Origin of the sequence: Saccharopolyspora cebuensis, from assembly GCF_039542665.1 — a bacterium.
Lineage (GTDB): Bacteria > Actinomycetota > Actinomycetes > Mycobacteriales > Pseudonocardiaceae > Saccharopolyspora > Saccharopolyspora cebuensis.
In genome coordinates, this window is the sequence record NZ_BAABII010000004.1 from 365,086 (window position 1) to 390,504 (window position 25,419).

Genomic DNA, 25,419 nt, shown 5'->3' on the forward strand with positions numbered 1-25,419 from the left:
CGGGGTGCGGATCGGTTCCGGGGTGGGCGGGGCCATCACGTCACCTCCGCACCGCGGCCAGGACCGTGCCGGTCACCTCGCCGAGCCCGACCACGGATCCGTCCGGGCCGGGCGCGGTGCCGCTGATCGACACCCGGTCGCCGTCCTGCAGGAAGGTGCGCTGCTCGCCGTCCTCCAGGGTGATCGGCTCGGCCCCGCCCCAGGTGAGCTCCAGCAGGCAGCCGCGCTGCTCGCGCTCGGGGCCGGAGACGGTGCCGGAGGCGAACAGGTCGCCGGGCCGGGCGGTGGCGCCGCCGACGGTCAGGTGCGCCAACTGCTGCGCGGGCGTCCACGCCATGTGCTCGAACCGCGGTCCGGCGACGGGGGTGTCGTTGCAGCGCACCTCCAGCCGCAGGTCCAGGCCCCAGGGCTGGTCCTCGACGAGGTAGTCGTGCAGCGGGTGCTCCGGTTCCGGCGGGCTCACCCGGGCGTGCTCCAGCGCCTCCAGCGGGGTGATCCAGCCCGACAGCGAGGTCGCGAAGGACTTCGCCAGGAACGGGCCGAGCGGCTGCGACTCCCAGAGCTGGATGTCGCGGGCCGACCAGTCGTTGACCAGCGCCACCCCGAAGACGTGGTCGGCGAAGTCGGCGGTGCGCACCCGGGAGGTGGGCGTCCCGCCGCAGACGAACCCGACCTCGGCCTCGAAGTCCAGCCGCCGGGTCGGCCCGAACGCGGGGTTGACGTCGCCCGCGGCGCGGCGCTGACCGCTGGGCCGGTGCACGTCGGTGCCCGAGACGCACACCGTGCCCGCCCGGCCGTGGTAGGCCACCGGCAGGTGCGCCCAGTTCTCCGGCAGCGTCGCGGCGGCCCGCCGGAAGATCCGGCCGACGTTCTCGGCGTGGTGCCGGGAGGAGTAGAAGTCGACGAAGTCGGCGACGGTGAACGGCATCGCCACGGTGTGCCAGTCGGTGCGCACCAGGGTGGCGCCTGCCGGGGCGCGGTCGGCGGTGACCAGTTCGGTGAGCCGTTCCCGGAGTTCCCGCCAGGCGTCCCGGCCCGCCGCCAGCAGCGGGTCGAGCGAGGCGGCGGCGACGGGTTCGGCGAGTCGAGGACCCAGGTGCTCGGCGATGCCGCGCAGCGGGATGGCGTGGCGACCGACCCGGACCGCGACGCCGGGACCGGAACCGGTCACCAGCACCCCGTAGGGCAGCGTCTGCGGCCCGAACGGCCGGTCCGGGCCGAACTCCGGGTCCTCGATCCAGCTCACAGCAGTCCCAGTCCTTCCAGGTCCGCGACGGGGTCCGTCAGCGAGCAGCCGCCGTAGGAGGCGAAGACGTCCCGCACCGCGTTGGCCGCGTCCGTCGACAACGACCCTGCCTCCTCGGCGAGCGCGGCGCCGTCCGTGGTGACCAGGGCCTCCCGCACGTCGGTGCCGGACAGCGAGCGCGCGGTGGCCACCAGCAGGTTGAGGAAACCGTGGTGCTCGACGCCGGAGCGTTCCGCGCGCACCGCGGTGTGCAGGCCGGTGGTGGCCTTGAACGGCACGTCGAGGCTGCTGGCCACGACGAGGAAGTCCTTCACCACCTCGGCCGGCGGCACGGATTCGGTGGTCGGCCCGGAGACGCGCAGCTTGGGCCAGCAGCCGTGCTCGGCGACCCGGCGCACCCCGTCGAGCCAACCCTCCCCGCCGCGGCGGGGTTCGACGACGCGGATGACGTCCTCCGGCACGAATTCCGAGACCCGTTCGAGCCAGACGTCGTCGACGTCGGACGGCGCGGGCATCTCGACCATCCGCAGCGAGAGCAGTTCCTGCCGCCCCTCGATGATGGACAGCGACTTCGGCACGCCGCCGAGCCCGCTGTCGCAGACCAGCGAGAGCGGGACGGGTTCGGCGGGCTTGATCTTCGCCAGTTCGGTGATCAGCTCGGCGAGCCGGGACGCCTGGCACAGCATCGGTCCCAGCACACCGGCGAACTTGCCGCTGCGCGCGTCGAGGTGGGCGCTCACCGCCTCCGGGACGGTCGCGGTTCCCGGTGGGAACAGCGCGGCGTCGTCGACCAGTCGGGCGAACAGGGGCGGGATGCCGCGCGGACCAGGCGCGCGAAGCTCAACAGCGCTTGACACGGCTGACACGCTAGTGCCGCATCGCCCAGCGAACAAAGGCGCCCGGAAAACGGACGTCGAAACGGACGCGGTCCGCACCGGAACCCGCCGGGCGCCCCCATCATCCCCGCTTCGCCGGATTGGTCCGGTCCGGGCCCGCGAACTCACCCTCCCGTGCCTCCCGGCACGCCTGATGACCTGGTAGGACGGAACGACGACTTTCCTTCGCCGAGTGGTCTAGGTTAGGCTTACCTAAGTTGGAGGTGATCCCGTGGGCGAAACGACCACCCGGCGGCCCGCCACGCCGAGCCCCGCCGAACGTGCCAGGAGCATCGCCAGGCGCGGCGGTCGCGCCGCGCTGCTGCCGTCCGGAGAGACCTCGGCGCGGATCGTGCCCCTGCTGCACCACGTGCACCGCGACGGCACCGCCACCGTCCTGCTCGCCGACGAGCACCCCCTGGTCGCCACCACCTGGCACGCGCCGCAGCGCGAACTCGCCGCCGTGCTGGAGGTCGCCGACCCCACGCCGGTGCGGCTGCGCGAACCGGTGCGCGGCCTGCTGTGGCTCACCGGCCTGCTGCGGCCGGTCGAGCCCGAGCAGGCGCGCGAGCACGCGCTCGCCGTCGCCGAGGAGCGCCCCGACAGCCGGCTGCTCGACGTCGGCCACGGCGCCAGCCTGCTGCGCCTGGACGCGGCCTCGATGGTGCTCGCCGACGCCGAGGACACCGGCCCGGTGGTGGCCGAGGACTTCCGCGCCGCCGCGCCCGACCCGTTCTGCCTGATGGAGGACGGCTGGCTGCGGCACCTCGACCTGGCCCACCGCGACGTCGTCGGGCTGCTGTCCCGGCACCTGCCCGAACACCTGCGCGGCGGGCACATCCGGCCCCTCGGGCTCGACAAGTGCGGTCTGCGGCTGCGCGTCGAGTCCGGCGACGGCGACCACGACGTGCGGCTGGCGTTCTCCCGCCCCGCCATGACCACCGACGACCTCGGCCGGGAACTCCGCCACCTGGTCGGCTGCCCCTTCCTCGCCCAGCAGCGCACCGGCTGACGCCCCCGGGGGGTCGCGCTCGCCGTTGCCGACCCATGACGTGACGATGGCGCCGCGCGGACGGGGACCGGCCAGGGTCGTGGGCATGAAATTCCGTCCTCGATCCGCCGCGCTGCTGGCCGGGCTCACGCTGGTGACGACGATTGCGGGCGCGGCCCCCGCGTCGGCCATCATCGGCGGCACCGAGTCCACCCAGCCGTACCCGTTCATGGCCTCGTTGCAGTACGACTCGCCCCGCCCGGACGGGCACCGCTGCGGGGCGGTGCTCATCGACCCGGAGTGGGTGGTGACCGCCGGCCACTGCGCCAACACCCCGACCGGCGCGACGGCCGGCGTCCCCCGCGGCTGGCAGGTCCGGGTCGGATCGCCGGACGCCGCCAGCGGTGGCGAACTCGCCGAGGTCGACAGGTTCTACCGGCGCCACAACTCGTACAACCCCGCCGGGGAGGACATCGCGCTGCTGCACCTGAGCGAGCCGGTGCAGGCCGAACCCGTGCGGCTCGCCGGGACCACACCCGCCGTCGGCACGCCCGTGCGCCTCCTCGGCTGGGGCGCGACCTCGTCGGACTGCTTCAGCGACTACACCGACCCCACCTGCTACCCCAGCGAGCTGCGCGAAGCCGACACCGAGATCGTGCCGCTCGACCGGTGCTTCGACGACGACGGGCACACCCTGCCGTTGTGCGTCGGCCAGGCCGATCCTGCCGTCGGGGCGGGCAACATGGACTCCGGTGGTCCTGCTCTGGTCCGCGAGGGCGACGGCTGGGCGCTGGCCGGAACGGTCATCGGCCCCGGCATCCGGGGCGCCGACCTGCCCGTCATGTACACCGACGTCGCGAAGAACGCCGACTGGATCGGCGGCATCGTGTCCGGGACCGACGTGCCCCCGCTCAGCCCGATCCCGAACGTCGAAGGCGTGGCCACGGTGGGCAGCTGCCACGGGTCGGTGGTGCGCACCGCCACCGCGCGCCCCGAGGACCCGGCGCTGGCGCTGACCAACGGCCACTGCCTGCCGAGCGGGCGTCCCGCGCCGGGAACCGCGGTGGTGGACCAGCCCTCCGACCTGGCGAACCCGGTCACCATCAACGACTCCGCCGGTTATCCGCTGACCAGCGCCCGCGCGACCCGGCTGGAGTACGCGACGATGACCGGCACCGACATCGCGCTGTACCGGCTGGACAAGACCTACGGCCAGCTCGCCGCGGAGGGCGCGAAGGTCTTCGAGTTGTCCACCGCCCCGATGCGCGCCGGGGACGAGTTCCTCCTGGGCATCCGGAGCAGCCGTCCGGAGTGCACGGTGGGAGCCGTGGTTCCGCACCTGCGGGAAGCCGGGTACCAGCAGGACGGCGCGGTGCGCTACGCCCCCGGCGACACCTGCGCCAGCAGGCCCGGCCACTCCGGCGCGGCGCTGCTGAGCCCCGACGGGAACACGGTCGTGGGCATCAACAACACCTCCAACCGCGCCGGCGAGCGGTGCACCGAGGGCAACCCGTGCGAGGTCGATCGGGACGGGACCGTGACCGCGGTGCGGGGCCGCAGCTACGGCCAGCAGGTCCACCGGATCACCGACTGCCTGACCGAGGGCTCGCGGGTGGACCTGTCCCGCGCCGACTGCGCCTTGACCGGGGCCACCACGCACCGCTGACCGGATTCGAGCCCCGGCCCGGGCGCCTCAGCGCAGGTCGGGCCGGGGCATCGGGCGGAACCGACCGTCGCTGAACCGCAGCGGTTCCGCGCCGCCGCCGAACAGCACCGCCTCCTCCACCCGGCCCCACCGCGTGATCACCCACAGGAACGAGTGCGCGGCGATCCACGCGCGCCCCGCCGCTTCCGCGTCGAGGAACCGCACCGCGAGCCCGGCCGGACCCACGCCGCGCAGCTCCACCAGCACGCCGTCGCGCAGCCCCACCAGGTCGGCCGCGCCCAACGGCCCGTCGAGGACCTGGAACGGGCGCAGCGCGGTCATCGCCCGCACCGCGTGGTCGGCGTCGGCCCCGCCCCACAACAACACCCGCAATCCGTCCACACCGCTCCTCACCACCGCCACCACTGGTGTCGACGCCCAGCCCGGCCGCCGCGTTGTGCCGGGATCCTCACCGGATTTCCCGGTACCGGTAGTCTCGGCGCGCGTGAGCGGCACCCTGCGCAGTTGGCTCGTCCCGGCGCGTCCCCCGGAACCGCCCTCGGTGGTGGACCCGGCCGAGCGCCGCGCGATCGTCATCGAGCTGCTCGTGGTGTTCACCGTGACCCTCGGGCTCTCCGCGGTGCAGAGCCTGCTGTCGCTGATCGACGCGCTGCTGCGGCCCGAACCGCTGGCCGCCCAGAACGCCGCGATCAACGTCTCGCGCGCCGACCTCGGGATGCTCGACCTGCTCCAGCAACTCACCAACGTGCTGCGGCTGTGCGCGTGGGGCGCGCTCGGCGCGCTGCTGCTGTGGCGCGGCGGGATGGCGCTGTGGCGGATCGGGCTGGACCGGTCGCGACCGTGGCGCGACGCGGCGGGCGGCGCCGGGCTCGCCGCGCTGATCGGCGTCCCCGGGCTCGCCTTCTACCTGACCGCGCACACGCTCGGGCTGAGCCTCACCGTGCAACCGTCCACGTTGGACGAAGCGTGGTGGCGGGCGCCGGTGCTGGTGCTGTCGGCGTTCGGCAACTCCTTCGCCGAGGAGGTGCTCGTCGTCGCCTACCTCATCACGCGGCTGCGCCAGCTCGGCTGGTCGGAGAACCGGTCGCTGTGGTTCGCCGCGGTGCTGCGCGGTGGCTACCACCTGTACCAGGGATTCGGCGGATTCCTCGGCAACGTGGTGATGGGCCTGGTGTACGGGCGGGTGTGGCAGCGCACCAACCGGCTGTGGCCGCTGGTCGTCGGGCACGCCCTGATCGACGTGGTCGCCTTCGTCGGGTACGCGGCGCTGCGCGGCAGGGTCGGCTGGCTGCCCTGATCCGGTCGGGCACTGAACCGGTCGGGCCCTGATCCGGTCGGGCACTGAACCGGTCGCGGTCGGGAACCCGTCACGGACGGGTGATGGCGGGCGTCGGCGGCTAGGCTGCGCGGTGTGAGCGAACCGCAGGTCCGAAGCGAAGTAGGCCCGCTGCGCACGGTGGTGCTGCACCGGCCGGGCACCGAGCTCAAGCGCCTCACCCCGCGCAACAGCGATCAGCTGCTGTTCGACGCGATCCCGTGGGTGGACCGGGCGCAGCGGGAGCACGACGCCTTCGCCGAAGTGCTGCGCGGGCGGGGCGTGGAGGTGCTGCTGCTGCGGGACCTGCTGGCCGAGGCGCTGGCCGACGAGCGGGCGCGCGCGGCGGCGGTGCTGGCCGCGGTCGACGAGCTGCGGGTGGGCACCGACATCGCCGACGCGCTGTCCTCGCACCTCGCCGGGCGGGACGACGCCGCGCTGGCCGAGGTCCTGATCGGCGGGATGACCTTCGAGGAGCTCCCGGCGGGCGACGGCCGTTCGCTGGTGCGGCGGATGCACCACCCGCACGACTTCGCGATCGAGCCGCTGCCGAACCTGCTGTTCACCAGGGACTCGTCGATCTGGGTCGGCGAACGGGTCGCGGTCGGCTCGCTGGCGCTGCCCGCGCGACGCCGGGAGGCCGCGCTCACCGATCTGATCTACGCCTACCACCCGCGCTTCGCGCACGCCGGCCGCGCGTACGGGGCGCATTCGGCGCCGGTCGAGGGCGGTGACGTGCTGCTGCTGGACCCGGGCGTGGTCGCCGTCGGCGTGGGCGAGCGGACCACCCCGGCGGGCGCGGAGTCCTTCGCCCGCTCGCTGTTCGCCGACGACCTGGCGCACACCGTGCTCGCGGTGCCGATCGCGCAGGCGCGGGCGTCGATGCACCTGGACACGGTCTGCACGATGGTGGACCGGGACGCCGTGGTGATGTACCCGGCGGTGCAGCACTCGTTGCAGGCCTACGTGCTGCGCCCGCACGACGGCGGGATCGACGTGGCCGGGCCGGAGCCGTTCCTGACCGCGGCCGCCGAGGCGATGGGGATCGACGCGCTGCGGGTGATCGACACCGGGCTGGACCCGGTGACCGCCGAGCGGGAGCAGTGGGAGGACGGCAACAACACGCTGGCGGTGGCGCCGGGCGTCGTGGTGGCCTACGAGCGCAACGTGGAGACCAACGCCCGCCTGGAGGAGGCCGGGATCGAGGTGCTGCGGATCGACGGCTCCGAGCTGGGCACCGGCCGGGGCGGGCCGCGCTGCATGTCCTGCCCGACCCACCGCGACGCCCTCTGAACCACCTCGCTCACCCGAACGGGGACGGAGTGAGGGGCACCCTTGTCCGAGTTACTTGGGCAAGGGTGCCCCTCACCTACGGTTGTTCACCCGATCGAGCAGCGGTGCGCGGTTGGGTCGGGCCGGATCGGTCGGGCCGGTGCGGTTCCGGTGGAAGCGCGGGACACGCCGCGCGCGAGCACCGGAATGGCGTTATCTTTTTCCGCGGCGCGTTCCGTGACGGGGGACTCATTCCGCGAAGCGCATTCGCGTAGATCATTCCCGGGCGCGCCGGGGAATGGAACTCCAGAGTGGTGATCATGGCTCTGACCTGCGGTTGCGGCATGGCGCGGGGGGTGGGCTCGGTGAGGTTCGGTTTGCCTTGGTGAGGTGAGCCTTCCTTTTACGAAATGAGGGTCACCGCATTCTTCTTAGGTTACCCTGGGATGAAACTGGACTCATTCCAGAGTAGCTTGGGGACATGGCATTCAGCGCGAAGAAGATCGAGCAGCACGAATCCGGTTTCCACCGCCTCCTCCAGGAGCAGGTGGCCAACGAGTTCGCCGCGTCGCAGCAGTACATCGCGCTCGCGGTGTGGTTCGACAACAACGACCTCCCCCGACTGGCGAAGCACTTCTACGCGCAGTCGCTGGAGGAGCGCAACCACGCGATGATGATCGTCCAGTACCTGATGGACCGCGACGTCAGCCCGCGCATCCCGGGGATCGAGCAGGTCCGCAACGACTTCGGCGACACCCGCGAGCTGGTCGCGCTCGCCCTGGAGCAGGAGCGGGAGGTGACCCGGGAGATCGAGGCCCTCGCCCGCACCGCGCGCGAGGAGAACGACTACCTCGGCGAGCAGTTCGTGCAGTGGTTCCTCAAGGAGCAGGTCGAGGAGGTCTCCCAGATGTCGACCCTGCTCAACGTGGTCGACCGCTCCAACGGCAACCTGTTCGACGTGGAGAACTACCTGTACCGGGAGTCGGTCGGCGACGCGGGCGAGGACGCCACCGCGCCGCCCGCCGCGGGCGGCGCGCTCTGAGCGCTCAGCCGGCGGGCTTGTCGTCGCGCTGGCTGGGCTGCGTCGTCGGCGGCTGGTCCTGGGACGACGGGACGTCCTGGCCGCTCGACTCCGGGACCGAGGAGGACGTCGGCGGCGGGGCGCTGGTCGTCTCGCTCAGCACCACCGGCTCCGTGGTCGTGGTGACCGGCGTGTGCCGGGGCGGCTCCCAGTCCGGCGGCTCGGGGACGAACGGCGGCGGCTCCTCGACCGGCGGCCGGGTCGTCTTCGGTTCGGACTCCGAGGTGGAGGTGACCACCGGGTGCGGCACCGCGGGCCGCCGGTACTCCGGCCGGTCGGGCATCGCGACCAGCGCGATACCGCCGCCGAACAGGGCCGCGGCGGCGACCGCGCCCCCGGTCAGCGCCGCGACGTGGTGGCGCCGCCTGCGGCGACGTGCGCGCTCGACCAGCGACCACTCGACCCCGGTCCGCACCGGGACGTCGAGCCGCTCGTCGTCGGACAGGACGCGACGGAGCTCGTCCTCCAGGTCCATCACACGTCACCTCCCTCCGCCAACGGCCCGAGCCGCTTGCGCAGTGCCGCCAGCGCCTTGCTGGCCTGGCTCTTGACCGTCCCGGCGCTGATCCCGAGGCTCTCGGCGATCTCGGCCTCGGACAGGCCCTCGTAGTACCGCAGCACCACCACGGCGCGCTGCCGCGGCGGCAGCGCCCGCAGCGCCGCCCACACCGGCTCGTCCTCCAGCCGGTCGTGGCGGGACGCGGCGGGCATGTCCGGGAAGTCGGCGAGCAGCGTCTCCCGCCGGGTCCGCCGCCAGCGGCTGACGTGGGTGTTGGCCATCGCCTTGCGCACGTACGCCATCGGATCGGCGCAGCTGCGGTTGATCTTCGACCACCGCGCGCCCACCTTCTCCAGCACGGTCTGGACCAGGTCGGCCGCGTCGTGCGGGTTCCCGGTCAGCGCGTGGCCGTAGCGCATCAGCCCGGGCAAGGCCACCCGGACGAATTCCGCGAAGTCGTCTTCCGCCGACGCCATGTCCCCTCGACGCGCCCCCTCGCGCCACGCGCCCGTCGCTTCGGGAACGGCGGGCGCAGCGGGAAGCTGCGCGGTCATCCGCACCACCCCCTCCGCATCCACCGGCCGTACCCGAGCACGTCAGCGCGGTCCCCACGGTTGCCCGCGAAACCCGGATACCACCCGTTCAGGGCAACGTGGTCTCCAGTTGATCGTCCGCCACCAGTGGACCACGGGCGGTCACCGCGACCGCCACCGGCACCCGGACGGGTGGTACGCGCAAGGTGAGGGGCACCGTCATCCGACGGGGGACCGTTCCGCCGATGGCCTGCATGGCGGTGCGGCTGGCGGGACCTCAACGGTGCGAGTTGACGACCGCACCACATGCGGCTCCGCCACCCGTTCGGAACCTGAGTGAGGGGCACCCTTGCCCAAGTTACTGGGACAAGGGTGCCCCTCACCTGATCCCCGTTCGGGTGAACCGCGCGGTCGAACGCCGGGCACCACCCGTCCGGAACTTGAGTGAGGGGCACCCTGTACCACGTCACGGAGTACAGGGTGCCCCTCACCAGTCAGGGCTTGTCCCGCCCGCGGGCCGGTGGGCGCTCGGTCAGCGGATGGTGACCTGGCGGCCCCGGAGGCCGTCGCGGGCCCGGCGCTCGGCGGCGTCCAGCGGCTCGGACTCCAGCGAGGCCAGCGCCTCGTCCAGTCGGCGGCCGAGCGCGGCGGCCGGTTCGTCCCACTCGCGGGCGTGCTTCTCGCGGTCCAGGTCCCACACCGGCACCAGCAGGCCGTGCGCCCGGAACGAACCCGCGTACCGGCTGTCCTCGTCCAGCGCCAGCTCGCCCCGCGCGCTCAACCGGGCCAGCGCCGCGACCAGCTTCTCCTCCGGCTCCGGCCGCACCCAGCGCAGGTGCGCCTTCTCCCCGGCGTCCACCCAGTACGCCGAGGTCACGCCCTCGGCCCGCAGCCGGGAGGTGGGCATGATCGCGGCGTTGGCGCGCTCCAGCGACAGGGCGACGTCGCCGGTGGGCTCCACGTCGTCGGGCATCCACCAGGAGAAGTCCTCGTGCACCTCGACGTCGAGCTCGGCCGCCGGATCCACGAGGTCCTGCAACCGGACCAGCTCGCCCCCGCCGGTCTCCGGCCCGACCACCGGCAGCGACGCGCCGGTCTCGGCGGTGCGCACCCACTCCACCGCGCGCGCCAGGTCGCGGCTGATGTCACCGGACTTGGTCTGCACCTGGAGCCCGACGAACGCGCGGTCGTCGTTGCGGCGCAGCGCCGCCGCGGCCATCGGCAGCACCGTGGCCAGGGTGAGGGACCCGCCGTCGCGCAGCGGCAGCGGCGCGGTGCCGGACGGCACGAACTCCCGCAGCGCGACGAGCTCCGTCTCCGCCGCCAGCCCCTCGAACGGCCGGGTCACGATGACGTCGGCCGCCCCTCCCGCGGCACCGTGGCAAGCCTTGTAGCGCTTGCCGGAACCGCACGGGCAGGGCTGGCGCCGACCGATCCCGCCGTCCTCGCGGGTGGGGGCAGTTCGCTTGGCCACGGAAGTCTCCTCGTCGTCGGCGCTGCTGGAGCGCCGACGCTACCGAAACCCGGTCAGGAACCGGACAGGTGGGAGCGGGTGGTGGCGGGCGCGTCGGTGGCCACGAACCGGACCCCGGCGTCGCGGCACAGCGCCACGTCGCGCGGATCGTCCACCGTCCAGCAGTAGGTGTCCCGGCCGTGCGCGGCGATCCGCGGCACCAGCCCGGGATCGCGGCGCACCACCCGGATGCCCGGCCCGGCGAGATCGGCCCACGGCGGCAGCACGCCCCGGCGCAGCGCCCCGCGCGCCTGCTCGAACAGCAGCACGGTCGGCACCCCGGGGGCCTCGGCCCGGAACCGGCGCACCGCCGCGGCCGAGAACGACATCATCAGCACCGCCGACTCGTCCCGGACCGGCGGCGCGGCCAGGCCGTACCGGCGCAGCAACCGCGCCAGCTCGCGCTCCACCAGTCCCCGGTAGCGCACCGGGTGCTTGGTCTCGATGAACAGCCGCACCGCGCGCCCGTGGTCGCGGACCAGGCCGAGCAGCTCCTCCAGCCGCAGCACGCCCTCCGGGCCCGTCGGCGGGGCCAGCCCGGCCGAGGAGCGGAACCAGCCGGTGAAGTCCAGCGCCGCCATCGACTCCGCGGTGCGGCGGCTCACCACCCCGCGACCGTCCGAGGTGCGGTCGATGCGGCGGTCGTGCACGCACACCAGGTGCCCGTCGAGGGTCACCCGGACGTCGCACTCCAGCCCGTCGGCGCCCTGCTCCAAGGCCAGCTCGTAGGCACCCCGGGTGTGCTCGGCGCGCTCCGCCGACGCCCCCCGGTGCGCCACGACTTCGAGGCTCCGCGTCGACACGCCGCCATTATGCGGAACCCGCTCGTCCACCGGCTCACCTCACCCTCACCCGTTCGATCGCTGGGAGGTCTTCGAGAATGCGGCGGAGCCGCATTGCGGTGCGGCACGCAGCCTGCACCGCCCGCCCGTGCTCGGACGTTGCCGCTCAGCGGTCCCCTCGCGAGGACGCCGTGCACGGAGCGGGTACATCAGGAGCGGATCCCGCAGCGAGGGGACCGCTGAGGTTCCGCCACCGGCACCGGCCACGCAGATCAACGGCGAAAGCAGTCCTGCGCGAGGGGCTCGGAAACCTCGGCGGGGGTCAGCGGGGGGTGTCCTGGGGGCGGGGGGCCTTGGTGGGGCGCGGGGCGCCGTGGACGTCGAGGACGCGGAGGCGGCGGAGCTCGGTGGGGTCGACGGGGGCGACCAGCGCGGTGATCTCCTTGATCAACCGGAGGGTGAGCAGCGCGAGGACCACGACCGCCGCGTTGTTCACCGCGTGCAGCAGCACCCCGTCGGCCATCGCCTGCACGCTGGTGCGGAACGCCCAGGCGAACGACAGCCAGCCGAGCAGCAGGGTCGTCGCCCACGCCGCCCACCAGAACCGGACCAGCAGCGACGGGGACGGCCGGGTGCCGGGGGCGCGGGCGCCCTCGCCGACCAGCACGGTGTGCTCCAGCTCGGCCAGCGCCGCTCCGGGCACGACGAGGTTCAGGCCGGGCACCAGGGTGCCGACGACCACCTGCCAGTCCGGGCGGGCGCTGGTGACGCCGACCCGTTCGTTGGCCGCCACCCGGGTGCGCAGCGCCCAGACCAGCACGATCACCGCGCTCACCGCGCCGAGCAGCCAGGTGAGCAGGCCGGTGGTGCCGACCAGGGCGTCGGAGACCGTCAGCACCACCCGGGACAGCGCCTCGTCGCGGCTGCGCAGCAGCAGCAGGTAGCGCCACACCTCGGCGACCGCCGCGAGCCCGGCGACCCCGGTGGTGATCCACAGCGCGGTCACGGCGGTGGCGCCGGAGGACTCCGCGCGGACCGTGGCGTCGGCCTGCGGGCGCAGCGGCAGCGCCAGCGGCCAGCGCCAGGCCAGCAGCGGGAAGCCCCACCGGGGGACCGCCGGGTACGACGGCGGACCGGTGTAGCGCGGGCGCCGGGCCGGGCGGCGGACGGGACGCGGGTCGCCGGGTGGCGTGGCCACCCACTCCACCCGGGTCCGCGGCGGTCGGCGGGTCACAGCACGCAGGGCTCGCCGGGGCCGTCGGACACCAGCGGCCTGCCGATGGCCGCCCAGCCGTTCATCCCGCGCTCGACGTTGACCGCGTCCCAGCCGTTGGCGTTGAGGTAGGCGGTGACCCGCGCCGACCGGCCGCCGGAGCGGCACACCACGTAGAGCCGGTCGGCCTCCGGGATCTCGTCGAGCCGCTGCGGCAGCTCGCTCATCGGGAGGTGCACCGCCTCGGCGGCGTGCCCGGCGCGCCACTCGTCGTCTTCGCGGACGTCGAGCAGGGCGCTGCCCTCGGGGAGGTCCGCGGGCAGGTCTTCGGGCTGGACGCCGGGGATCTGATCAGGGGGAACCGGAGTAGTCACGCCCCCGATGCTGCCACGCGCGGCGTGGTGCGGGTGTGAGGACTGCCCCACGTCCGCGCGACCCCCGTTCGGGAGGTTCCTGCGGGGTGCTCATCACCCGGCACGTCCGCTCGGCCGCAACGATCACTCGGTCAAACGTTCGGGTGGGTGTCAGCCACTCGTTCGTATGACTTGACGGAATGTCGCACAACCGAAGGGACTTCCGACTGCCTACGGTTCGCGGGTTCGAAATCGCTCCGATGGGAAGAAGGAATCTCGTGTCTCGACGTGCCATTCTGCGGTGGTCGGATGAAGGCGAGTGGGGGCACCTCGCGGTCGTCGAGGAAGGCCGGCCGCGATTCTGCGGCTTCGTGCGGCTTTCCGAACCGCGCCTGCAGGTGCTGCTCGACCGCTCACCGGCCAGCCTGGACGACACCGAGGTCTGGGAGCTGTCGGTCCCGCTCATCGCCGGGCAGCCCACCGCCGCCTGAGCGCCGGACCCGCCGCGCCGAGCCCCGCGGCCGCCCACCGGCGACAGCGCGCCGCGGCACCGCGCGACCGCCGGACGCGGACGGCCGGGACCGGGGCGGACCCCGGTCCCGGCCGTCGGCGCGGGTTCAGTGCGGGTTGGCCTTCTCCGCGCCGGCGCCGGTCAGCGAGCGGACCTCCATCTCGGCGTACTTCTCCTCGTTGAACGGCTCCTTGCTCAGCACCGTGCCGAGGTAGCCGAGCAGGAACGACAGCGGGATGGAGACCAGGCCCGGGTTCTTCAGCGGGAACCAGGCGATGTCGATCCCCGGGAACATCGCGGACTCGTTGCCGGACACGGCCGGGGAGAACACGATGAGCACGATCGTCACCGCGAGCCCGCCGTAGATGCTCCACAGCGCGCCGGTGGTGTTGAACCGCTTCCAGAACAGCGAGTACAGCAGCGTCGGCAGGTTCGCCGAGGCCGCCACCGCGAACGCCAGCGCCACCAGGAACGCCACGTTCTGCCCGTTGGCCGCGATGCCGCCGAGGATCGAGACCACGCCGATGACGACCGCGGTGATCCGGGCGACCCGCACCTCCTGGTTCTTGTCGTCGACCGCGCCCTTCTTGATCACGTTGGCGTAGATGTCGTGCGCGAAGGACGCCGAGGCGGTGATGGTCAGGCCCGCGACCACCGCGAGGATCGTCGCGAACGCCACCGCCGAGATGAAGCCGAGCAGCAGCGGACCGCCGAGTTCGAGGGCCAGCAGCGGCGCCGCCGAGTTCACCCCGCCCGGGGCGTCCTGGATGGCATCCGGCCCGACCAGTGCCCCGGCACCGTAGCCGAGCACCAGCGTGAACAGGTAGAACAACCCGATCAGCCAGATCGCCCAGACCACCGAGCGGCGGGCCTCCTTGGCGGTCGGGACGGTGTAGAAGCGCATCAGCACGTGCGGCAGACCGGCCGTGCCCAGCACCAGGGCGATGCCCAGCGACACGAAGTCGAGCTGGGTCGCCGGGCTCTCCCCGTACTGCGCACCGGGGTTGAGCAGCGCCTCACCGCCCGGTCCCGCGGTCTGCACCGCAGCCCCGAGCAGCCCGGAGAGGTTGAAGCCGTGCAGCGCCAGCACCCAGACGGTCATCACGAACGCGCCCGCGATGAGCAGCGCGGCCTTGATGATCTGCACCCACGTGGTGCCCTTCATGCCGCCGACCAGCACGTACAGGATCATCAGCGCACCGACGACGGCGATCACCGCGGCCTGCCCGCCGGGGTGGGTGATGCCCAGCAGCAGCGCGATCAGCCCGCCGGCCCCGGCCATCTGCGCCAGCAGGTAGAAGAACGTCACCGCGAGCGTGGACAGCGAGGCGGCGGTGCGCACCGGGCGTTCCCGCATCCGGAAGCTGAGCACGTCGGCCATCGTGTAGCGGCCGGTGTTGCGCAGCAGCTCGGCGACCAGCAGCAGCGCCACCAGCCAGGCGACCAGGAAGCCGATCGAGTACAGGAACCCGTCGTAGCCGTAGACGGCGATGGCTCCGGCGATGCCGAGGAACGACGCCGCCGACAGGTAGTCGCCCGCGATGGCGATGCCGTTCTGCGGTCCGGTGAACGCCCGGCCCGCCGCGTAGTAGTCGGAGGCGGTCTTGGTGTTCTTGCTGGCCCGCAGCACGATCACCATCGTGACCGCGACGAACACGGCGAAGATGCCGATGTTGAGCCAGCGGTTGTCCGCGGTCTGGTTCTGCGCCAGCGCGGTCAGCGCGAGGTTCACTGCGCCGCTCCTTCCACGCGGTCCCGGATCTCCTCGGACACCGGGTCGAGCTGCCGGTTGGCGTAGCGGACGTAGAGGGTGGTGATGACGAAGGTGGAGACGAACTGGAGCAGGCCCAGGACGAGGCCGACGTTGATGTTGCCGACCAGCCTGATGCTCATGAATCCGTGCGCGTAGTCCGCGAGGAGCACGTACACCAGGTACCAGGCGAGGAAGAGACCCGATACCGGGAAGACGAAGGCGCGCAACCGCCTCCGCAACGTGGCGAATTCAGGACTGCGCTGCGCGGCCGCCCAGGTTTCCGCGTCGATTTCCGATTCGGACCCGCTCTGGCCCGTGCTGCTCACGGCGTCCTCCCCCGCGTGCATGGCCCGGCGCACTACCGCCCGCGACCTCGTCGTTCGTTGATCAAGGCGAAAAACTACGGAGTCGCGCGGGAGCTGTGAAGGCCCGTTGGGAGCAGTGCGGCTAACGATCGAATGAAGAAGTCCTGACCCATTGAGATCACCGAAATGCCCTTTTCGAAGCAGCATTGCGCCGTTCAGCGGATTGCATTCGGAAGAAATTCGCGCGCGGAATTGGTGGTTCGGGATCCTCGGGTCATTCCACGCGGCGCTGGTGCCTGCCACCGGTGGGCGGCACCGTGTCCTCGCCCGGGCGGCGGGTCTGGTCGCGGACGAAGCCCAGCCGGTCGGGCGCGTGCATCCGGAGCATCTCCCGCCCGACCCCGGCCGGCACCCGGTTGCGGGTGGCCCGGCTGACCACGACCGTCACCGCGAAGGCGAGCGGCACGGTGAGCAGCGCGGGCTGCTCGATCAGGGTCGCGTACCAGGTGCCGGTGGGGCCGAACACCCGGTTGACGACCATGGCCAGCGCCACCAGCACGCCGCCGACGGTCATCCCGGCCGCCGCGCCCACCGCGGTCAGCCCGCGCCACCAGATGCCCAGCACCAGCAGCGGGCTGAACGTCGAGGCCGCCATCGCGAACGCCATCCCCACGCTGCGGGCGACGTCCTGCTCCAGCCCCGGGAACGCCAGCACGACCGGCGGCACGCAGGCCAGCACCGCGACCCACCGGAAGTCGCGGATCCGCCCGCGCAGCACGTCGGTGGACAGCACGCCCGCGACGCTCATGATCAGCCCCGAGGAGGTGGCCAGGAACGCCGCGAACGCACCGGCCGCGGTGACCGCGCCCAGCAGGCCGCCGACCCAGTTGCCGAGCATCGCGTGCGGCAGCATCAGCACGGCGGCGTCGGTGTCCCCGGTGACCAGGAGCTGCGGCACGTACAACCGGGACAGCAACCCGAAGATCGTGGGGAACAGGTAGAACGCGCCGAGCATCGCCAGCACGTACAGCGTGGTGCGCCGGGCGCCCTGCCCGCTGGGGTTGGTGTAGAAGCGGGCCAGCACGTGCGGCAGGCCCATCGTGCCCAGGAACGTCGCGATCAGCACCGAGTAGGTCTCGATCAGGCCGGTGGGTCCGCCGTGCTGCGGGCGCAGCCAGTCGGCGTTGTTCGTCTCGCCGCCGACCACCACCGGCACGGCGGCGCCCTCCGGGAAGTGCAGCACCGAACCCGCCGGCACCGAGTACTCCCCCGGCCGCAGGTACAGCGCGTCCGGACCGTCGGCCAGCCACACCGGCGCGGTGACCTGCAACCGCACGTCGGTGTGCACGTGCACCGAGGTGTCCTGCGGGAACACCGGCGGCAGCGGCCGGTCCAGCGCCTGCGCGCGCGGGCCGCCGGTGGACAGGAACACCACGAACAGCGCGAAGGCGGGCAGCGTGATGGCGAACAGCTTCACCCAGTACTGGAAGGCCTGGACCAGGGTCACCGCCCGCATCGCGCCGGAGACCACGCTGGTCAGCGTGATCACCGCGACCACCAGCAGCGCGACCCAGTACGGCATCGGCAGGATCGCCGAGAGCGTCAGGCCGGCGCCCTGGAGCTGCGGCACCAGGTAGAACCAGCCGATCACCAGCACCAGCGCGGTGCACAGCGAGCGCAGCGGGCGCGAATCCAGCCGCGCCTCGGCGAAGTCGGGCAGCGTGAACACGCCGGAGCGGCGCATCGGCGCGGCGACGAACAGCATCAGCGCGAGGTAGCCCGCGGCGAAGCCGATCGGGTACCACAGCGCGTCGGCGCCGTCCTTGAGCACCAGCCCGGCCACGCCGAGGAACGAGGCCGCCGACAGGTACTCGCCGGAGATGGCCGCCGCGTTGCGCTCGGCCGGGACCATCTGCCGCGCCGTGGAGAAGTCCGAGGTGGTGCGCGCCGACCGGGAACCCCAGATGCCGATCGCGAATGTCGCGACGACGATCAGCGCGACCCCCACGAGCGACCAGGCGTTCGGATCCATCGCACCGCCCTCGTTGCCAGCCGTCACCATCGGGCCCAGCGGGCCGACCCGATCATCCCAACCGCGTCGCGGCGGTCATTGCTCGACCATGTGGACGAAATCGCGCTCGTGCCGCTCCGCCGTCCGGGTGCACAGGTAGCCGGCGACGACCAGGGCCGGGTACGCGAGCACCCCGAGCAGCAGCCAGGCCAGCCGGATGCCGAAGACCTCGTAGGTGCCGAACGCCGGGAAGAGGTAGAACGCGGTGGGCAACGCCAGCATCACCAGCGCCACCGCCCCGCCGAGCAGCAGCGCGCTGCGCAGCTGGACCCGCACCAGGTGCTGCACCAGCACCTCGCCGACGCTGGTCTGCTCCTCCAGCTCGGACATCGTGCGGGCCACCTGGCGGGTGCGCCTGCGGTCGGCGAGCACCACCCGCCTGCGGCGCGGCCGGGCCGGTTCGCCGTTGCGGTTGCGCAGCTCGAAACCGTGCTCCGGGCTCAATTCTGCTGCTCCCAGCCCTGCCGGGGCGCCCGCACCAGGCGGTCCTTGAGCTCGCGGGTGTGCCTGCGGCTGACCGGCAGTTCGCGCTGCGGCCCGCCGCCGAGCACCACCGAGTAGCCCGAGGACGACATCCGCAGCTCGGTCACCAGCGGCAGCGCCACCAGGTAGGACCGGTGGATCCGCAGGAAACCGGCGTCGGACCAGCGTTCCTCCAGCTGCGCCAAGGGGATCCGCACCAGGTGCGAGCCGTCGGTGGTGTGCAGCCGGGCGTAGTCGCCCTGCGCCTCCACCCAGCGCACCGACGACCGGGGGACGAGCTTGGTGGTGCCGCCCAGCTCCACCGGGATGACCTCCTCCTCGTCCGGGGCCTGCGCCGGGGCGGCTTCCAGGGCGCGCTTGACCCCGGCCTGGGCCTTGCGGCGCTCGATGGTGCGCAGCGCCCGGTCCACCCGCTCGGCGTTGGCCGGTTTCATGATGTAGTCGAGCGCGCCGACCTCGAAGGCCTCCAGCGCGTTCTCCTCGTGCCCGGTGATGAAGACCAGCGCGGGCGGGTGCTTGAAGGCGGTCAGCACCCTGGCCAGTTCCATCCCGCTGAGCCCGGGCATCGAGACGTCGGCGAACACCGCGTCCACCACCGGGGCGTCCTGCTCCGGACCCGGTTCCTCGGTGCGCAGCTCGCGCAGCGCCTCGGCGGCGTCGAACGCCGTCAGCACCTTGGTGACCCGGGGGTTGCTGCCGAGCAGGAACTCCATCTCGTCCAGCCCGGCCGTCTCGTCGTCCACGGCCAGGACGACCAGCCCTCGCGAACTCCCCTGTGCGGTCACCGCAACGTCCATCCCTGCCATGCTCGGATGCCCCGTTCCCACCCCGTTGGATCACTCTGGCACCACATCGGGCCGGAGAGTGAGCTGAGTCACTCATGCGCGGTTCCACGCTAGTGGTTCACCCGGCGCGGCCGGACACCAGGGGCCCACTTTCCCCTTTCCCCAACGGAAAGACACCCATGATCGCCCGAAAAGAGCAGTGCCGTGCCATCTCCCGGGTGGTTCCGACCCCGAAAGCACGAACCCGAGCCGCCGAAGCACGGCCCGCTCACGCGTTCGAGAGCTGAGTGAGGGGCACCTTCCGGATGAAGGTGCCCCTCACTCAGGAAATCCGGACTCGGGAAATCCGGCGCGCGCGGTCGCCGGGGAGGTCACAGGCCGAAGCGGCTCCAGTGGGCCTTGTGCTCCAGCGCCTGGAACGCGGCCAGCAGCGATTCCGGTCCGCGCACCGAGTTCGCCACGCCGAGGCGGGCCAGCAGCGGCTTGCGCGGTTCGACGGTGAGCAGGTGGGCGTCCGGGAACTTCTCCTTCACCACGGTGCGCAGGGTGCCGAGGCCGTCGACGAGCCCGAGCTCGCGGGCCTTCCGCCCGGTCCACACCTCGCCGGAGAACAGGTCGTCGTCGGAGCCGGCCAGCTTGTCGCCGCGGCGCTGCCGGACCCAGTCGCGGAACTGGCCGTGCAGCTCCTCCTGCATCCCGTGCAACCACCGGACGTCGTCCTCCTTCTCGGGGAGGAACGGGTCCAGCCGCATCTTGTTGGTGCCCGCGGTGTAGACGCGGCGCTCCACGCCGAGCTTGTCGAGCAGGCCGGTGAGCCCGAAGCTGGAGCTGATCACGCCGACGGAGCCGACCATCGAGGTGGGGTGCGCGTAGATCTCGTCCCCGGCGCAGGCCAGCCAGTACCCGCCGGAGGCCGCGACGTCCTCGCAGAACGCGAGCACCGGGACCTTCTTCTCCTCGGCCAGGCCCCGGACCCGCTCGGCGACCAGCGCGGACTGGGTGGCCGACCCGCCGGGCGAGTTGATCGCCAGCGCCACCGCGCTCAGCCGCTCGTGGCTGAACGCGCGGCCCAGCGCGGAATCGACGTTCTGCAACGAGATCGACTGGCGGTTCACCGGGGTCGGGTTGGGCGTGATGACCCCGTGCAGCTTGACGACGGCGACGACCGGACCGCGCTCGGTCCGCTCGGCGAGCTTGCCGGGGAGCTTGGCGGACAGCTTCTCGCTGAGCGCGTCGGTGAACTTCTGCGGAGCCTTGTCGGTCATGCCCCGACGTTACCGGCTGGCAGGCGCTCCGGCCGCGAGGTCGAGACCCGGGTCGTCGAACTCGTGCGCGGCCAGCGGGCGCACCCCGGGCGCGTACTTCGGCACCCGCATGATGACCTTCATCCCGGCGCCCTCGTTGGTCTCCACGACCAGCCGGTACTCGTTGCCGAAGGTGGCCCGCATCCGGCTGTTGATGTTGCCCAGCCCGACGTGCGCGCCGGTGAGGTGGGCGTCGGCGAGCTCGGCGTCGAGCCGGTCCGGGTCCATCCCGATGCCGTCGTCGTCGACGCTGATCAGCGCCTCCGCCCCGTTGTCCTCGGCGACCACGGTGAGGGTGCCGCCGCCGGGCTTGTTGGCCAGCCCGTGCCGCACCGCGTTCTCCACCAGCGGTTGCAGCGCGAGGAACGGCATCACCACGGGCAGCACCTCGGGGGCGATCTTGAGCTGCACCTTGAGCCGGTCCGGGCCGAACCGGGCGCGCTCCAGGATCAGGTACCGGTCGACGTTGCGGATCTCGTCGGCCAGCGTCGTGTAGAGCCCGTTGGTGCGGAACGAGTAGCGGGTGAAGTCGGCGAACTCCTGGAGCAGGTCCCGCGCGTGGTCCGGGTCGGTGCGGATCAGCGAGCTGATCGTGTTCAGCGCGTTGTAGATGAAGTGCGGCGAGATCTGCGCCCGCAGCGCCCGCACCTCGGCCTGGGCCAGCCGCTCCTTGGACTCCTGGAGCTCGGCGAGTTCGAGCTGGGTGGACACGAAGTCGGCCACCGCCGCGGAGGCGCGCAGCAGCCGCTTGCGGTCGAAGTTGGCGATCAGCGCCAGCGCGCCGACCGTCTCGCCCTCGACCTCCAGAGGTACCACGATGGCGTGGCGCATCGGGCACGGCCGGTGCGGGCACAGCAGTTGGCCGTGGTCGAGGAACTCCCGCTTGCCGGTGCGCAGCACCGCCTCGATCCTGGTCCGCAGGTCCGCGTAGTGGTGGTTGGCCTCGCCGTCCCAGCTCAGCAGCGTGCCCTCGGCGTCGATCAACCCGACCGCCACGCAGGCGCCGAGTTCCCGCAGGTGGGGCGCCGCCCGGTCGGCGGACTCCTGGGTCAGGCCGTCCCGCAGGTGGGGGGCGGCGCGGGTCACGCGTTGCAGCGCCGACAACGTGGCGTCCTCCACCGAGGTGGACACCCGTCTGGCGCGGCACAGCATGACGAACATTCCGAGCACGGCGAGCGCGGCGAGCGAGGTCAGCACCGTGCGCTCCGTCAACAGCTCCGGCACGGCACCAATCTTCGTGGTCGGCACGCCCGGAATCAAGGCGACTACGCTGGGTGTCGCCATTCCATCGGTGAGCGGTCACCCGTGTTCTGGTCAGCGGAACCCGGTATCACCGTCCGGAGCAGCGCCGGGCCTCTTGAGGACTGTTTTCGCCAATGGCCTGCGTGGCGGTGCGGGTGGCGGAACCTCAGCGGCCTTCTCGCTCCGGGCGCCCTTCTTGATGTATGCCCATACACGGCATCAGGGCGTCCTCGCGAGAAGACCGCTGAGAACCCGCAGCGGTGCCGGTTGACGGCCGCACCGCATGCGGCTCCGCCGCATGCTGAAAGGACCCCTTAGCGGCTCGGCGGGAAAGCCGCGCTAAGCGGTCCTTCACTTCAGCAGCCGCGACATCCGCCGGTCCGCGAGCGGCTTGCCGCCGGTCTGGCAGGTGGGGCAGTACTGCATCGAGCGGTCGGCGTAGGACACCTCGCGCACCGCGTCGCCGCACACCGGGCACGGCAGCCCGGTGCGGGCGTGCACCCGCATCCCGGAGCGCTTCTCGGCCTTGAGCCGGGCCGCGTCCTGCTCCAGCGAGCGCCGCAGCGCGTCCTGCAGGATCTCCCGCAGCGCGCCGTGCAGCCGCTCCACCGCCGCCCGGTCCAGCTTGGCGGGCGTGGCGAACGGGGACAGCTTCGCCGCGTGCAGGATCTCGTCGGAGTAGGCGTTGCCGATGCCGGCGATGGCCGACTGGTCGGTGAGCAGGTTCTTCAACCGCTCGGTGCGGCCGGACAGGATCGCCGCCAGCTCGTCGAGCTCCAGGCCCAGCGCGTCCGGACCGAGCCGCCCCAGCCGCTCCACCTCGGCGGGGCGGTGCACCACCCAGGCGGCGAGCTTCTTCTGGGTGCCCGCCTCGGTCAGGTCGAACCCGGGGCCGCCGAGGTGCACCCGCAGCGCGATCGGCCCCCGCCCCGGCTTCGGCGGCGCGGCCGGGAGCGCGTCGGACCAGCGCAGCCACCCCGCCCGGGCGAGGTGGAACACCAGGTGCACGCCGTCGCAGTCGAGGTCCAGGAACTTCCCCCAGCGGGTCGCCCCGGTGACCTCCCGCCCGGTGAGCTCGGTGATCGGCGGCTGGAAGGTCTTGAGCACGCTCATCGACACCACGTCGACGCGCGTCACCGCCCGGCCCACGGCGTGCTCGCGCAGGTGCTGGGCCAGCGCTTCGACCTCGGGGAGTTCCGGCACTCCCCCAGTGTGCCCCAGCGCGGCCCGGCGGTCGCGCTACTCGGTGGGCTGCAGCTCCCCGTTCATGTCCGGCTCGGCGTAGAGCTCGATGTGCCGGGCCACCTGCGCGACCTCCTGGCGCACGTTGAGGAAGCCGCGCACCACGCCGACCCAGGTCTCCGGCGGGTTGTCGTCGGCGTCGCCGGGCGTGGACGCGGTGATCGTCCACGGGCGGCGCACCAGCCAGCGGACCGGGAAGAAGGCCGCCGCCGCGATCAGCGCCAGGACCAGCCAGATCGGCACGTACACCGCGGGCGGCGTCCACAGCACGAACAGCACCACCAGGAACAGCAGCGCGCCGCCCATCAGGATCGCGGGGGCCGAACCGCCGCTGACCTCGTGCTCGAAGTCGTCGCCGGTGATCGGGTTCGACCACTCCAGGTTCGCCTTGATGTTCCACACGCGGCCGTCGGAGCCCCGGACACCCCGGTTCATCGTCGCCTCCCCGCCCACCCGGGCTGGTCGCATCGGATCTCGTCCCGCCGGGCCGACCTCCGGTCACCGAGCGTGCTGCCACGGTACCGCGTGCGGCATGGGCCCGATGGGTGAAAGTGAGCCCATTGTCGATCATGCACCCGCCCGCGCCAAGCCCGCCGCGCGCCTACCGTGGAACCGTCCCCGACGAAGGGAGCGGCCGTGGACCTCGACGAAGCCCACCGGATCGTCGCCGAGCAGCACCGCGCCGTGCTCGGCACGCTGCGCGCCGGCGGCGAACCGCAGCTCTCGCCGGTGCTGATCACCACCGGCGGGCCGGGCGTGCTCGCGGTGAGCACCAGGGCGGGCGCGGCGAAGGTGCGCAACCTGCGCAGGCACCCGCGCGCCTGGGTGTGCGTGCTGCCCGAGGCGTTCTTCGGGCGGTGGATCCAGGTGGACTGCGACGCCGAGGTCGTCGACCAGCCCGAGGCGCTGCCGCTGCTGGAGGACTACTACCGCTCGATCTCCGGCGAGCACGAGGACTGGGACGCCTACCGCGAGGCGATGCGCAGCGAGGACCGGGTGCTGCTGCGGCTCACCCCCACCCGCGCCGTGGGCTGACCGACCCCCCTCCGAGGGGCTTGTCCGGATGGGTTAGAGTATTCCCATCACGCCGACAACGGCGGTGCGGATGTAGCGCAGCTGGTAGCGCATCACCTTGCCAAGGTGAGGGTCGCGGGTTCGAATCCCGTCATCCGCTCGTACCGACGAAGGCCCCGTCCGCGGACGGGGCCTTCGTCGTTCGCGGCTCATTCGTCCAGGCGGAAGCCGATCTTCAGGCCGACCTGGAAGTGCCCGACCTGCCCGTCCTCCACGTGGCCCCGGATCGAGTCGACCTCGAACCACTCCACTTCGCGCAGCGTCCGCGACGCGCGTTCGATGCCCTTGCGGATCGCGTCGTCGATCCCCTCGCGGGAGGAACCGACGACGTTCGTCACCCGGTAGATGTGGTCGTCCATGCCCGCAGCGTGGGACCGCCCCGACCACCCCGCAACCGCGACCGCCCCGACCTCGCACCCGCTCGCCGCCGCACCGCACCCGAACGTGAAGTGAGTGAGGGGCACCCTTGTCCGAGTTACTTGGGCAAGGGTGCCCCTCACTCAGCTCCCGAACGGGTGAGTGGCGCCCGTGCTGGGGTTCGCTCATCCGTTCGGGTTGTGAGTGAGGGGCACCCTGTACCACGTCACTTGGTACAGGGTGCCCCTCACTCGGGTTCGGGTGGACTCGATCGGGTCAGGTGGAGACGCCGGTGCCGATCGGGCAGGCGACGCCGGTGCCCGCGATGCCGCAGTAGCCGTTCGGGTTCTTCGCGTCCGAGAGGTACTGCTGGTGGTAGGTCTCGGCGTAGTAGAACTCGCCCAGCGGCGCGATCTCGGTCGTGATGTCGCCGAGGTGGGCGGTGCGCAGCGCCTCCTGGTAGCGGTCCCGGCTGTTCTCGGCCTGGATCCGCTGCCGGTCGTCGGTGTAGTAGATCGCCGAGCGGTACTGGGTGCCGAGGTCGTTGCCCTGCCGCATCCCCTGCGTCGGGTCGTGGTTCTCCCAGAAGAGCTGGAGGACCTGCGGGTAGCTGATCACCTCCGGGTCGAACACGACGAGCACCACCTCGGCGTGCCTGGTGCGGCCGGAGCACACCTCCTGGTAGGTCGGGTTCGGCGTGTGACCGCCCGCGTAGCCCACCGCCGTGGTCCACACGCCCTCGGTCCGCCAGAAGATCCGCTCCGCGCCCCAGAAGCAGCCCATCCCGAGCACCGCGACGGACATTCCCTCCGGGAACGGGGGCACGATCCGGCGATCCGGGAACACCGCGTGCTGCGGATCCACCGCCAGCGCGGTCGAACGCCCGGGCAGCGCCTCGTCCGCGTCGATCATCCGGGACTTGTCACCGAAGAGTGCCATGCCTCCAGGGTACG

General features: G+C 72.4%; 27 protein-coding genes and 1 tRNA gene. 8 read left to right on the plus strand and 20 right to left on the minus strand.

The genetic code is table 11. From position 1 onward, the window contains the following. Positions 1-40 precede the first annotated feature (40 nt). Positions 41-1,246, minus strand: coding sequence for a fumarylacetoacetate hydrolase family protein (locus ABD976_RS08390; protein WP_345359838.1), 1,206 nt, complete (start codon positions 1,244-1,246; stop codon positions 41-43). Beyond that, positions 1,243-2,103, minus strand: a complete 861-nt coding sequence (locus tag ABD976_RS08395; RefSeq protein WP_345359841.1) for a hypothetical protein — start codon at positions 2,101-2,103, stop codon at positions 1,243-1,245. The genes ABD976_RS08390 and ABD976_RS08395 overlap by 4 nt, the downstream gene beginning before the upstream one ends. Positions 2,104-2,353: 250 nt before the next feature. On the opposite strand from ABD976_RS08395, the gene ABD976_RS08400 reads away from it, so the two are divergent. Together ABD976_RS08400 and ABD976_RS08405 are read left to right on the plus strand one after the other, a co-directional pair. Continuing rightward, entirely contained in the window at positions 2,354-3,133 is a 780-nt protein-coding gene (locus ABD976_RS08400) for a DUF2470 domain-containing protein (protein WP_345359844.1), read from the plus strand. Positions 3,134-3,218: 85 nt separating this feature from the next. Continuing rightward, positions 3,219-4,778 carry a S1 family peptidase gene (locus ABD976_RS08405; protein WP_345359847.1) on the plus strand — a complete coding sequence of 520 codons (1,560 nt, stop codon included), beginning with the start codon at positions 3,219-3,221 and terminating at the stop codon, positions 4,776-4,778. A 27-nt stretch (positions 4,779-4,805) separates the two neighbouring features. Here the strand turns inward: ABD976_RS08405 and ABD976_RS08410 are convergent, their stop codons facing one another. After that, positions 4,806-5,159, minus strand: coding sequence for a hypothetical protein (locus ABD976_RS08410; RefSeq protein WP_345359850.1), 354 nt, complete (start codon positions 5,157-5,159; stop codon positions 4,806-4,808). A gap of 103 nt (positions 5,160-5,262) precedes the next feature. Between ABD976_RS08410 and ABD976_RS08415 the strand changes: the two genes are divergently transcribed. The 3 genes from ABD976_RS08415 to ABD976_RS08425 all read left to right on the plus strand — a co-directional run bounded on the left by ABD976_RS08415 (position 5,263) and on the right by ABD976_RS08425 (position 8,407). After that, the gene (locus tag ABD976_RS08415) at positions 5,263-6,075 is read left to right on the plus strand and encodes a CPBP family intramembrane glutamic endopeptidase (protein ID WP_345359853.1); all 813 of its coding nucleotides are present in this window, start codon (positions 5,263-5,265) and stop codon (positions 6,073-6,075) included. Positions 6,076-6,189: 114 nt separating this feature from the next. After that, positions 6,190-7,386 (plus strand): arginine deiminase, encoded by a 1,197-nt coding sequence (locus ABD976_RS08420; protein WP_345359856.1) that lies wholly within the window; start codon positions 6,190-6,192, stop codon positions 7,384-7,386. Between the two features lie 460 nt (positions 7,387-7,846). Continuing rightward, entirely contained in the window at positions 7,847-8,407 is a 561-nt protein-coding gene (locus ABD976_RS08425) for a ferritin (protein ID WP_345359859.1), read from the plus strand. A gap of 4 nt (positions 8,408-8,411) precedes the next feature. On the opposite strand, the gene ABD976_RS08430 is transcribed toward ABD976_RS08425, so the two are convergent. The 6 genes from ABD976_RS08430 to ABD976_RS08455 form a co-directional block, all read right to left on the minus strand. Further along, a complete protein-coding gene (locus tag ABD976_RS08430) occupies positions 8,412-8,921 on the minus strand; it encodes a hypothetical protein (protein ID WP_345359862.1) in 510 nt (169 codons plus the stop codon). Beyond that, the gene (locus ABD976_RS08435) at positions 8,921-9,499 is read right to left on the minus strand and encodes a SigE family RNA polymerase sigma factor (RefSeq protein WP_345359864.1); all 579 of its coding nucleotides are present in this window, start codon (positions 9,497-9,499) and stop codon (positions 8,921-8,923) included. The genes ABD976_RS08430 and ABD976_RS08435 overlap by 1 nt, the downstream gene beginning before the upstream one ends. Before the next feature lie 511 nt (positions 9,500-10,010). Further along, positions 10,011-10,952 carry a DUF5926 family protein gene (locus ABD976_RS08440; protein ID WP_345359867.1) on the minus strand — a complete coding sequence of 314 codons (942 nt, stop codon included), beginning with the start codon at positions 10,950-10,952 and terminating at the stop codon, positions 10,011-10,013. Positions 10,953-11,005: 53 nt separating this feature from the next. Next, positions 11,006-11,794 carry a glycerophosphodiester phosphodiesterase gene (locus ABD976_RS08445; protein WP_345359870.1) on the minus strand — a complete coding sequence of 263 codons (789 nt, stop codon included), beginning with the start codon at positions 11,792-11,794 and terminating at the stop codon, positions 11,006-11,008. Positions 11,795-12,095: 301 nt separating this feature from the next. Continuing rightward, a complete protein-coding gene (locus ABD976_RS08450) occupies positions 12,096-12,971 on the minus strand; it encodes a DUF4328 domain-containing protein (RefSeq protein ID WP_345359873.1) in 876 nt (291 codons plus the stop codon). A gap of 32 nt (positions 12,972-13,003) precedes the next feature. Next, positions 13,004-13,360 carry a rhodanese-like domain-containing protein gene (locus ABD976_RS08455; RefSeq protein ID WP_345359876.1) on the minus strand — a complete coding sequence of 119 codons (357 nt, stop codon included), beginning with the start codon at positions 13,358-13,360 and terminating at the stop codon, positions 13,004-13,006. 257 nt (positions 13,361-13,617) lie between these two features. Between ABD976_RS08455 and ABD976_RS08460 the strand changes: the two genes are divergently transcribed. Beyond that, positions 13,618-13,830 (plus strand): hypothetical protein, encoded by a 213-nt coding sequence (locus tag ABD976_RS08460; RefSeq protein ID WP_345359879.1) that lies wholly within the window; start codon positions 13,618-13,620, stop codon positions 13,828-13,830. 126 nt (positions 13,831-13,956) lie between these two features. Here the strand turns inward: ABD976_RS08460 and ABD976_RS08465 are convergent, their stop codons facing one another. The 9 genes from ABD976_RS08465 to ABD976_RS08505 all read right to left on the minus strand — a co-directional run bounded on the left by ABD976_RS08465 (position 13,957) and on the right by ABD976_RS08505 (position 23,470). Next, the gene (locus ABD976_RS08465; RefSeq protein WP_369775458.1) at positions 13,957-15,570 is read right to left on the minus strand and encodes a solute symporter family protein; all 1,614 of its coding nucleotides are present in this window, start codon (positions 15,568-15,570) and stop codon (positions 13,957-13,959) included. Between the two features lie 8 nt (positions 15,571-15,578). Next, a complete protein-coding gene (locus ABD976_RS08470) occupies positions 15,579-15,929 on the minus strand; it encodes a DUF485 domain-containing protein (RefSeq protein WP_369775456.1) in 351 nt (116 codons plus the stop codon). A 253-nt stretch (positions 15,930-16,182) separates the two neighbouring features. Then, complete coding sequence (locus tag ABD976_RS08475) at positions 16,183-17,940, minus strand: sodium/solute symporter (RefSeq protein ID WP_345359882.1); 1,758 nt, start codon at positions 17,938-17,940, stop codon at positions 16,183-16,185. Between the two features lie 75 nt (positions 17,941-18,015). Next, entirely contained in the window at positions 18,016-18,423 is a 408-nt protein-coding gene (locus ABD976_RS08480; RefSeq protein WP_345359885.1) for a hypothetical protein, read from the minus strand. Next, the gene (locus tag ABD976_RS08485; protein ID WP_369775457.1) at positions 18,420-19,259 is read right to left on the minus strand and encodes a LytR/AlgR family response regulator transcription factor; all 840 of its coding nucleotides are present in this window, start codon (positions 19,257-19,259) and stop codon (positions 18,420-18,422) included. Before ABD976_RS08485 ends, ABD976_RS08480 begins: the two co-directional genes overlap by 4 nt. A 359-nt stretch (positions 19,260-19,618) precedes the next feature. Further along, positions 19,619-20,512, minus strand: coding sequence for a S49 family peptidase (locus tag ABD976_RS08490; RefSeq protein ID WP_345359891.1), 894 nt, complete (start codon positions 20,510-20,512; stop codon positions 19,619-19,621). Positions 20,513-20,521: 9 nt separating this feature from the next. Continuing rightward, positions 20,522-21,775, minus strand: a complete 1,254-nt coding sequence (locus ABD976_RS08495) for a GAF domain-containing sensor histidine kinase (RefSeq protein WP_345359894.1) — start codon at positions 21,773-21,775, stop codon at positions 20,522-20,524. A gap of 369 nt (positions 21,776-22,144) precedes the next feature. Next, positions 22,145-22,996, minus strand: a complete 852-nt coding sequence (locus ABD976_RS08500; RefSeq protein WP_345359897.1) for an Fpg/Nei family DNA glycosylase — start codon at positions 22,994-22,996, stop codon at positions 22,145-22,147. Positions 22,997-23,032: 36 nt separating this feature from the next. Continuing rightward, positions 23,033-23,470, minus strand: coding sequence for a DUF983 domain-containing protein (locus ABD976_RS08505; RefSeq protein ID WP_345359900.1), 438 nt, complete (start codon positions 23,468-23,470; stop codon positions 23,033-23,035). A 201-nt stretch (positions 23,471-23,671) separates the two neighbouring features. On the opposite strand from ABD976_RS08505, the gene ABD976_RS08510 reads away from it, so the two are divergent. Continuing rightward, complete coding sequence (locus tag ABD976_RS08510) at positions 23,672-24,070, plus strand: PPOX class F420-dependent oxidoreductase (protein ID WP_345359903.1); 399 nt, start codon at positions 23,672-23,674, stop codon at positions 24,068-24,070. A gap of 66 nt (positions 24,071-24,136) precedes the next feature. After that, positions 24,137-24,209 (plus strand) — tRNA-Gly (locus tag ABD976_RS08515). A gap of 49 nt (positions 24,210-24,258) precedes the next feature. On the opposite strand, the gene ABD976_RS08520 is transcribed toward ABD976_RS08515, so the two are convergent. Beyond that, a complete protein-coding gene (locus ABD976_RS08520) occupies positions 24,259-24,468 on the minus strand; it encodes a dodecin (protein WP_345359906.1) in 210 nt (69 codons plus the stop codon). A 274-nt stretch (positions 24,469-24,742) separates the two neighbouring features. After that, positions 24,743-25,405 (minus strand): peptide-methionine (S)-S-oxide reductase MsrA, encoded by a 663-nt coding sequence (msrA, locus tag ABD976_RS08525; protein ID WP_345359909.1) that lies wholly within the window; start codon positions 25,403-25,405, stop codon positions 24,743-24,745. Positions 25,406-25,419 lie beyond the last annotated feature (14 nt).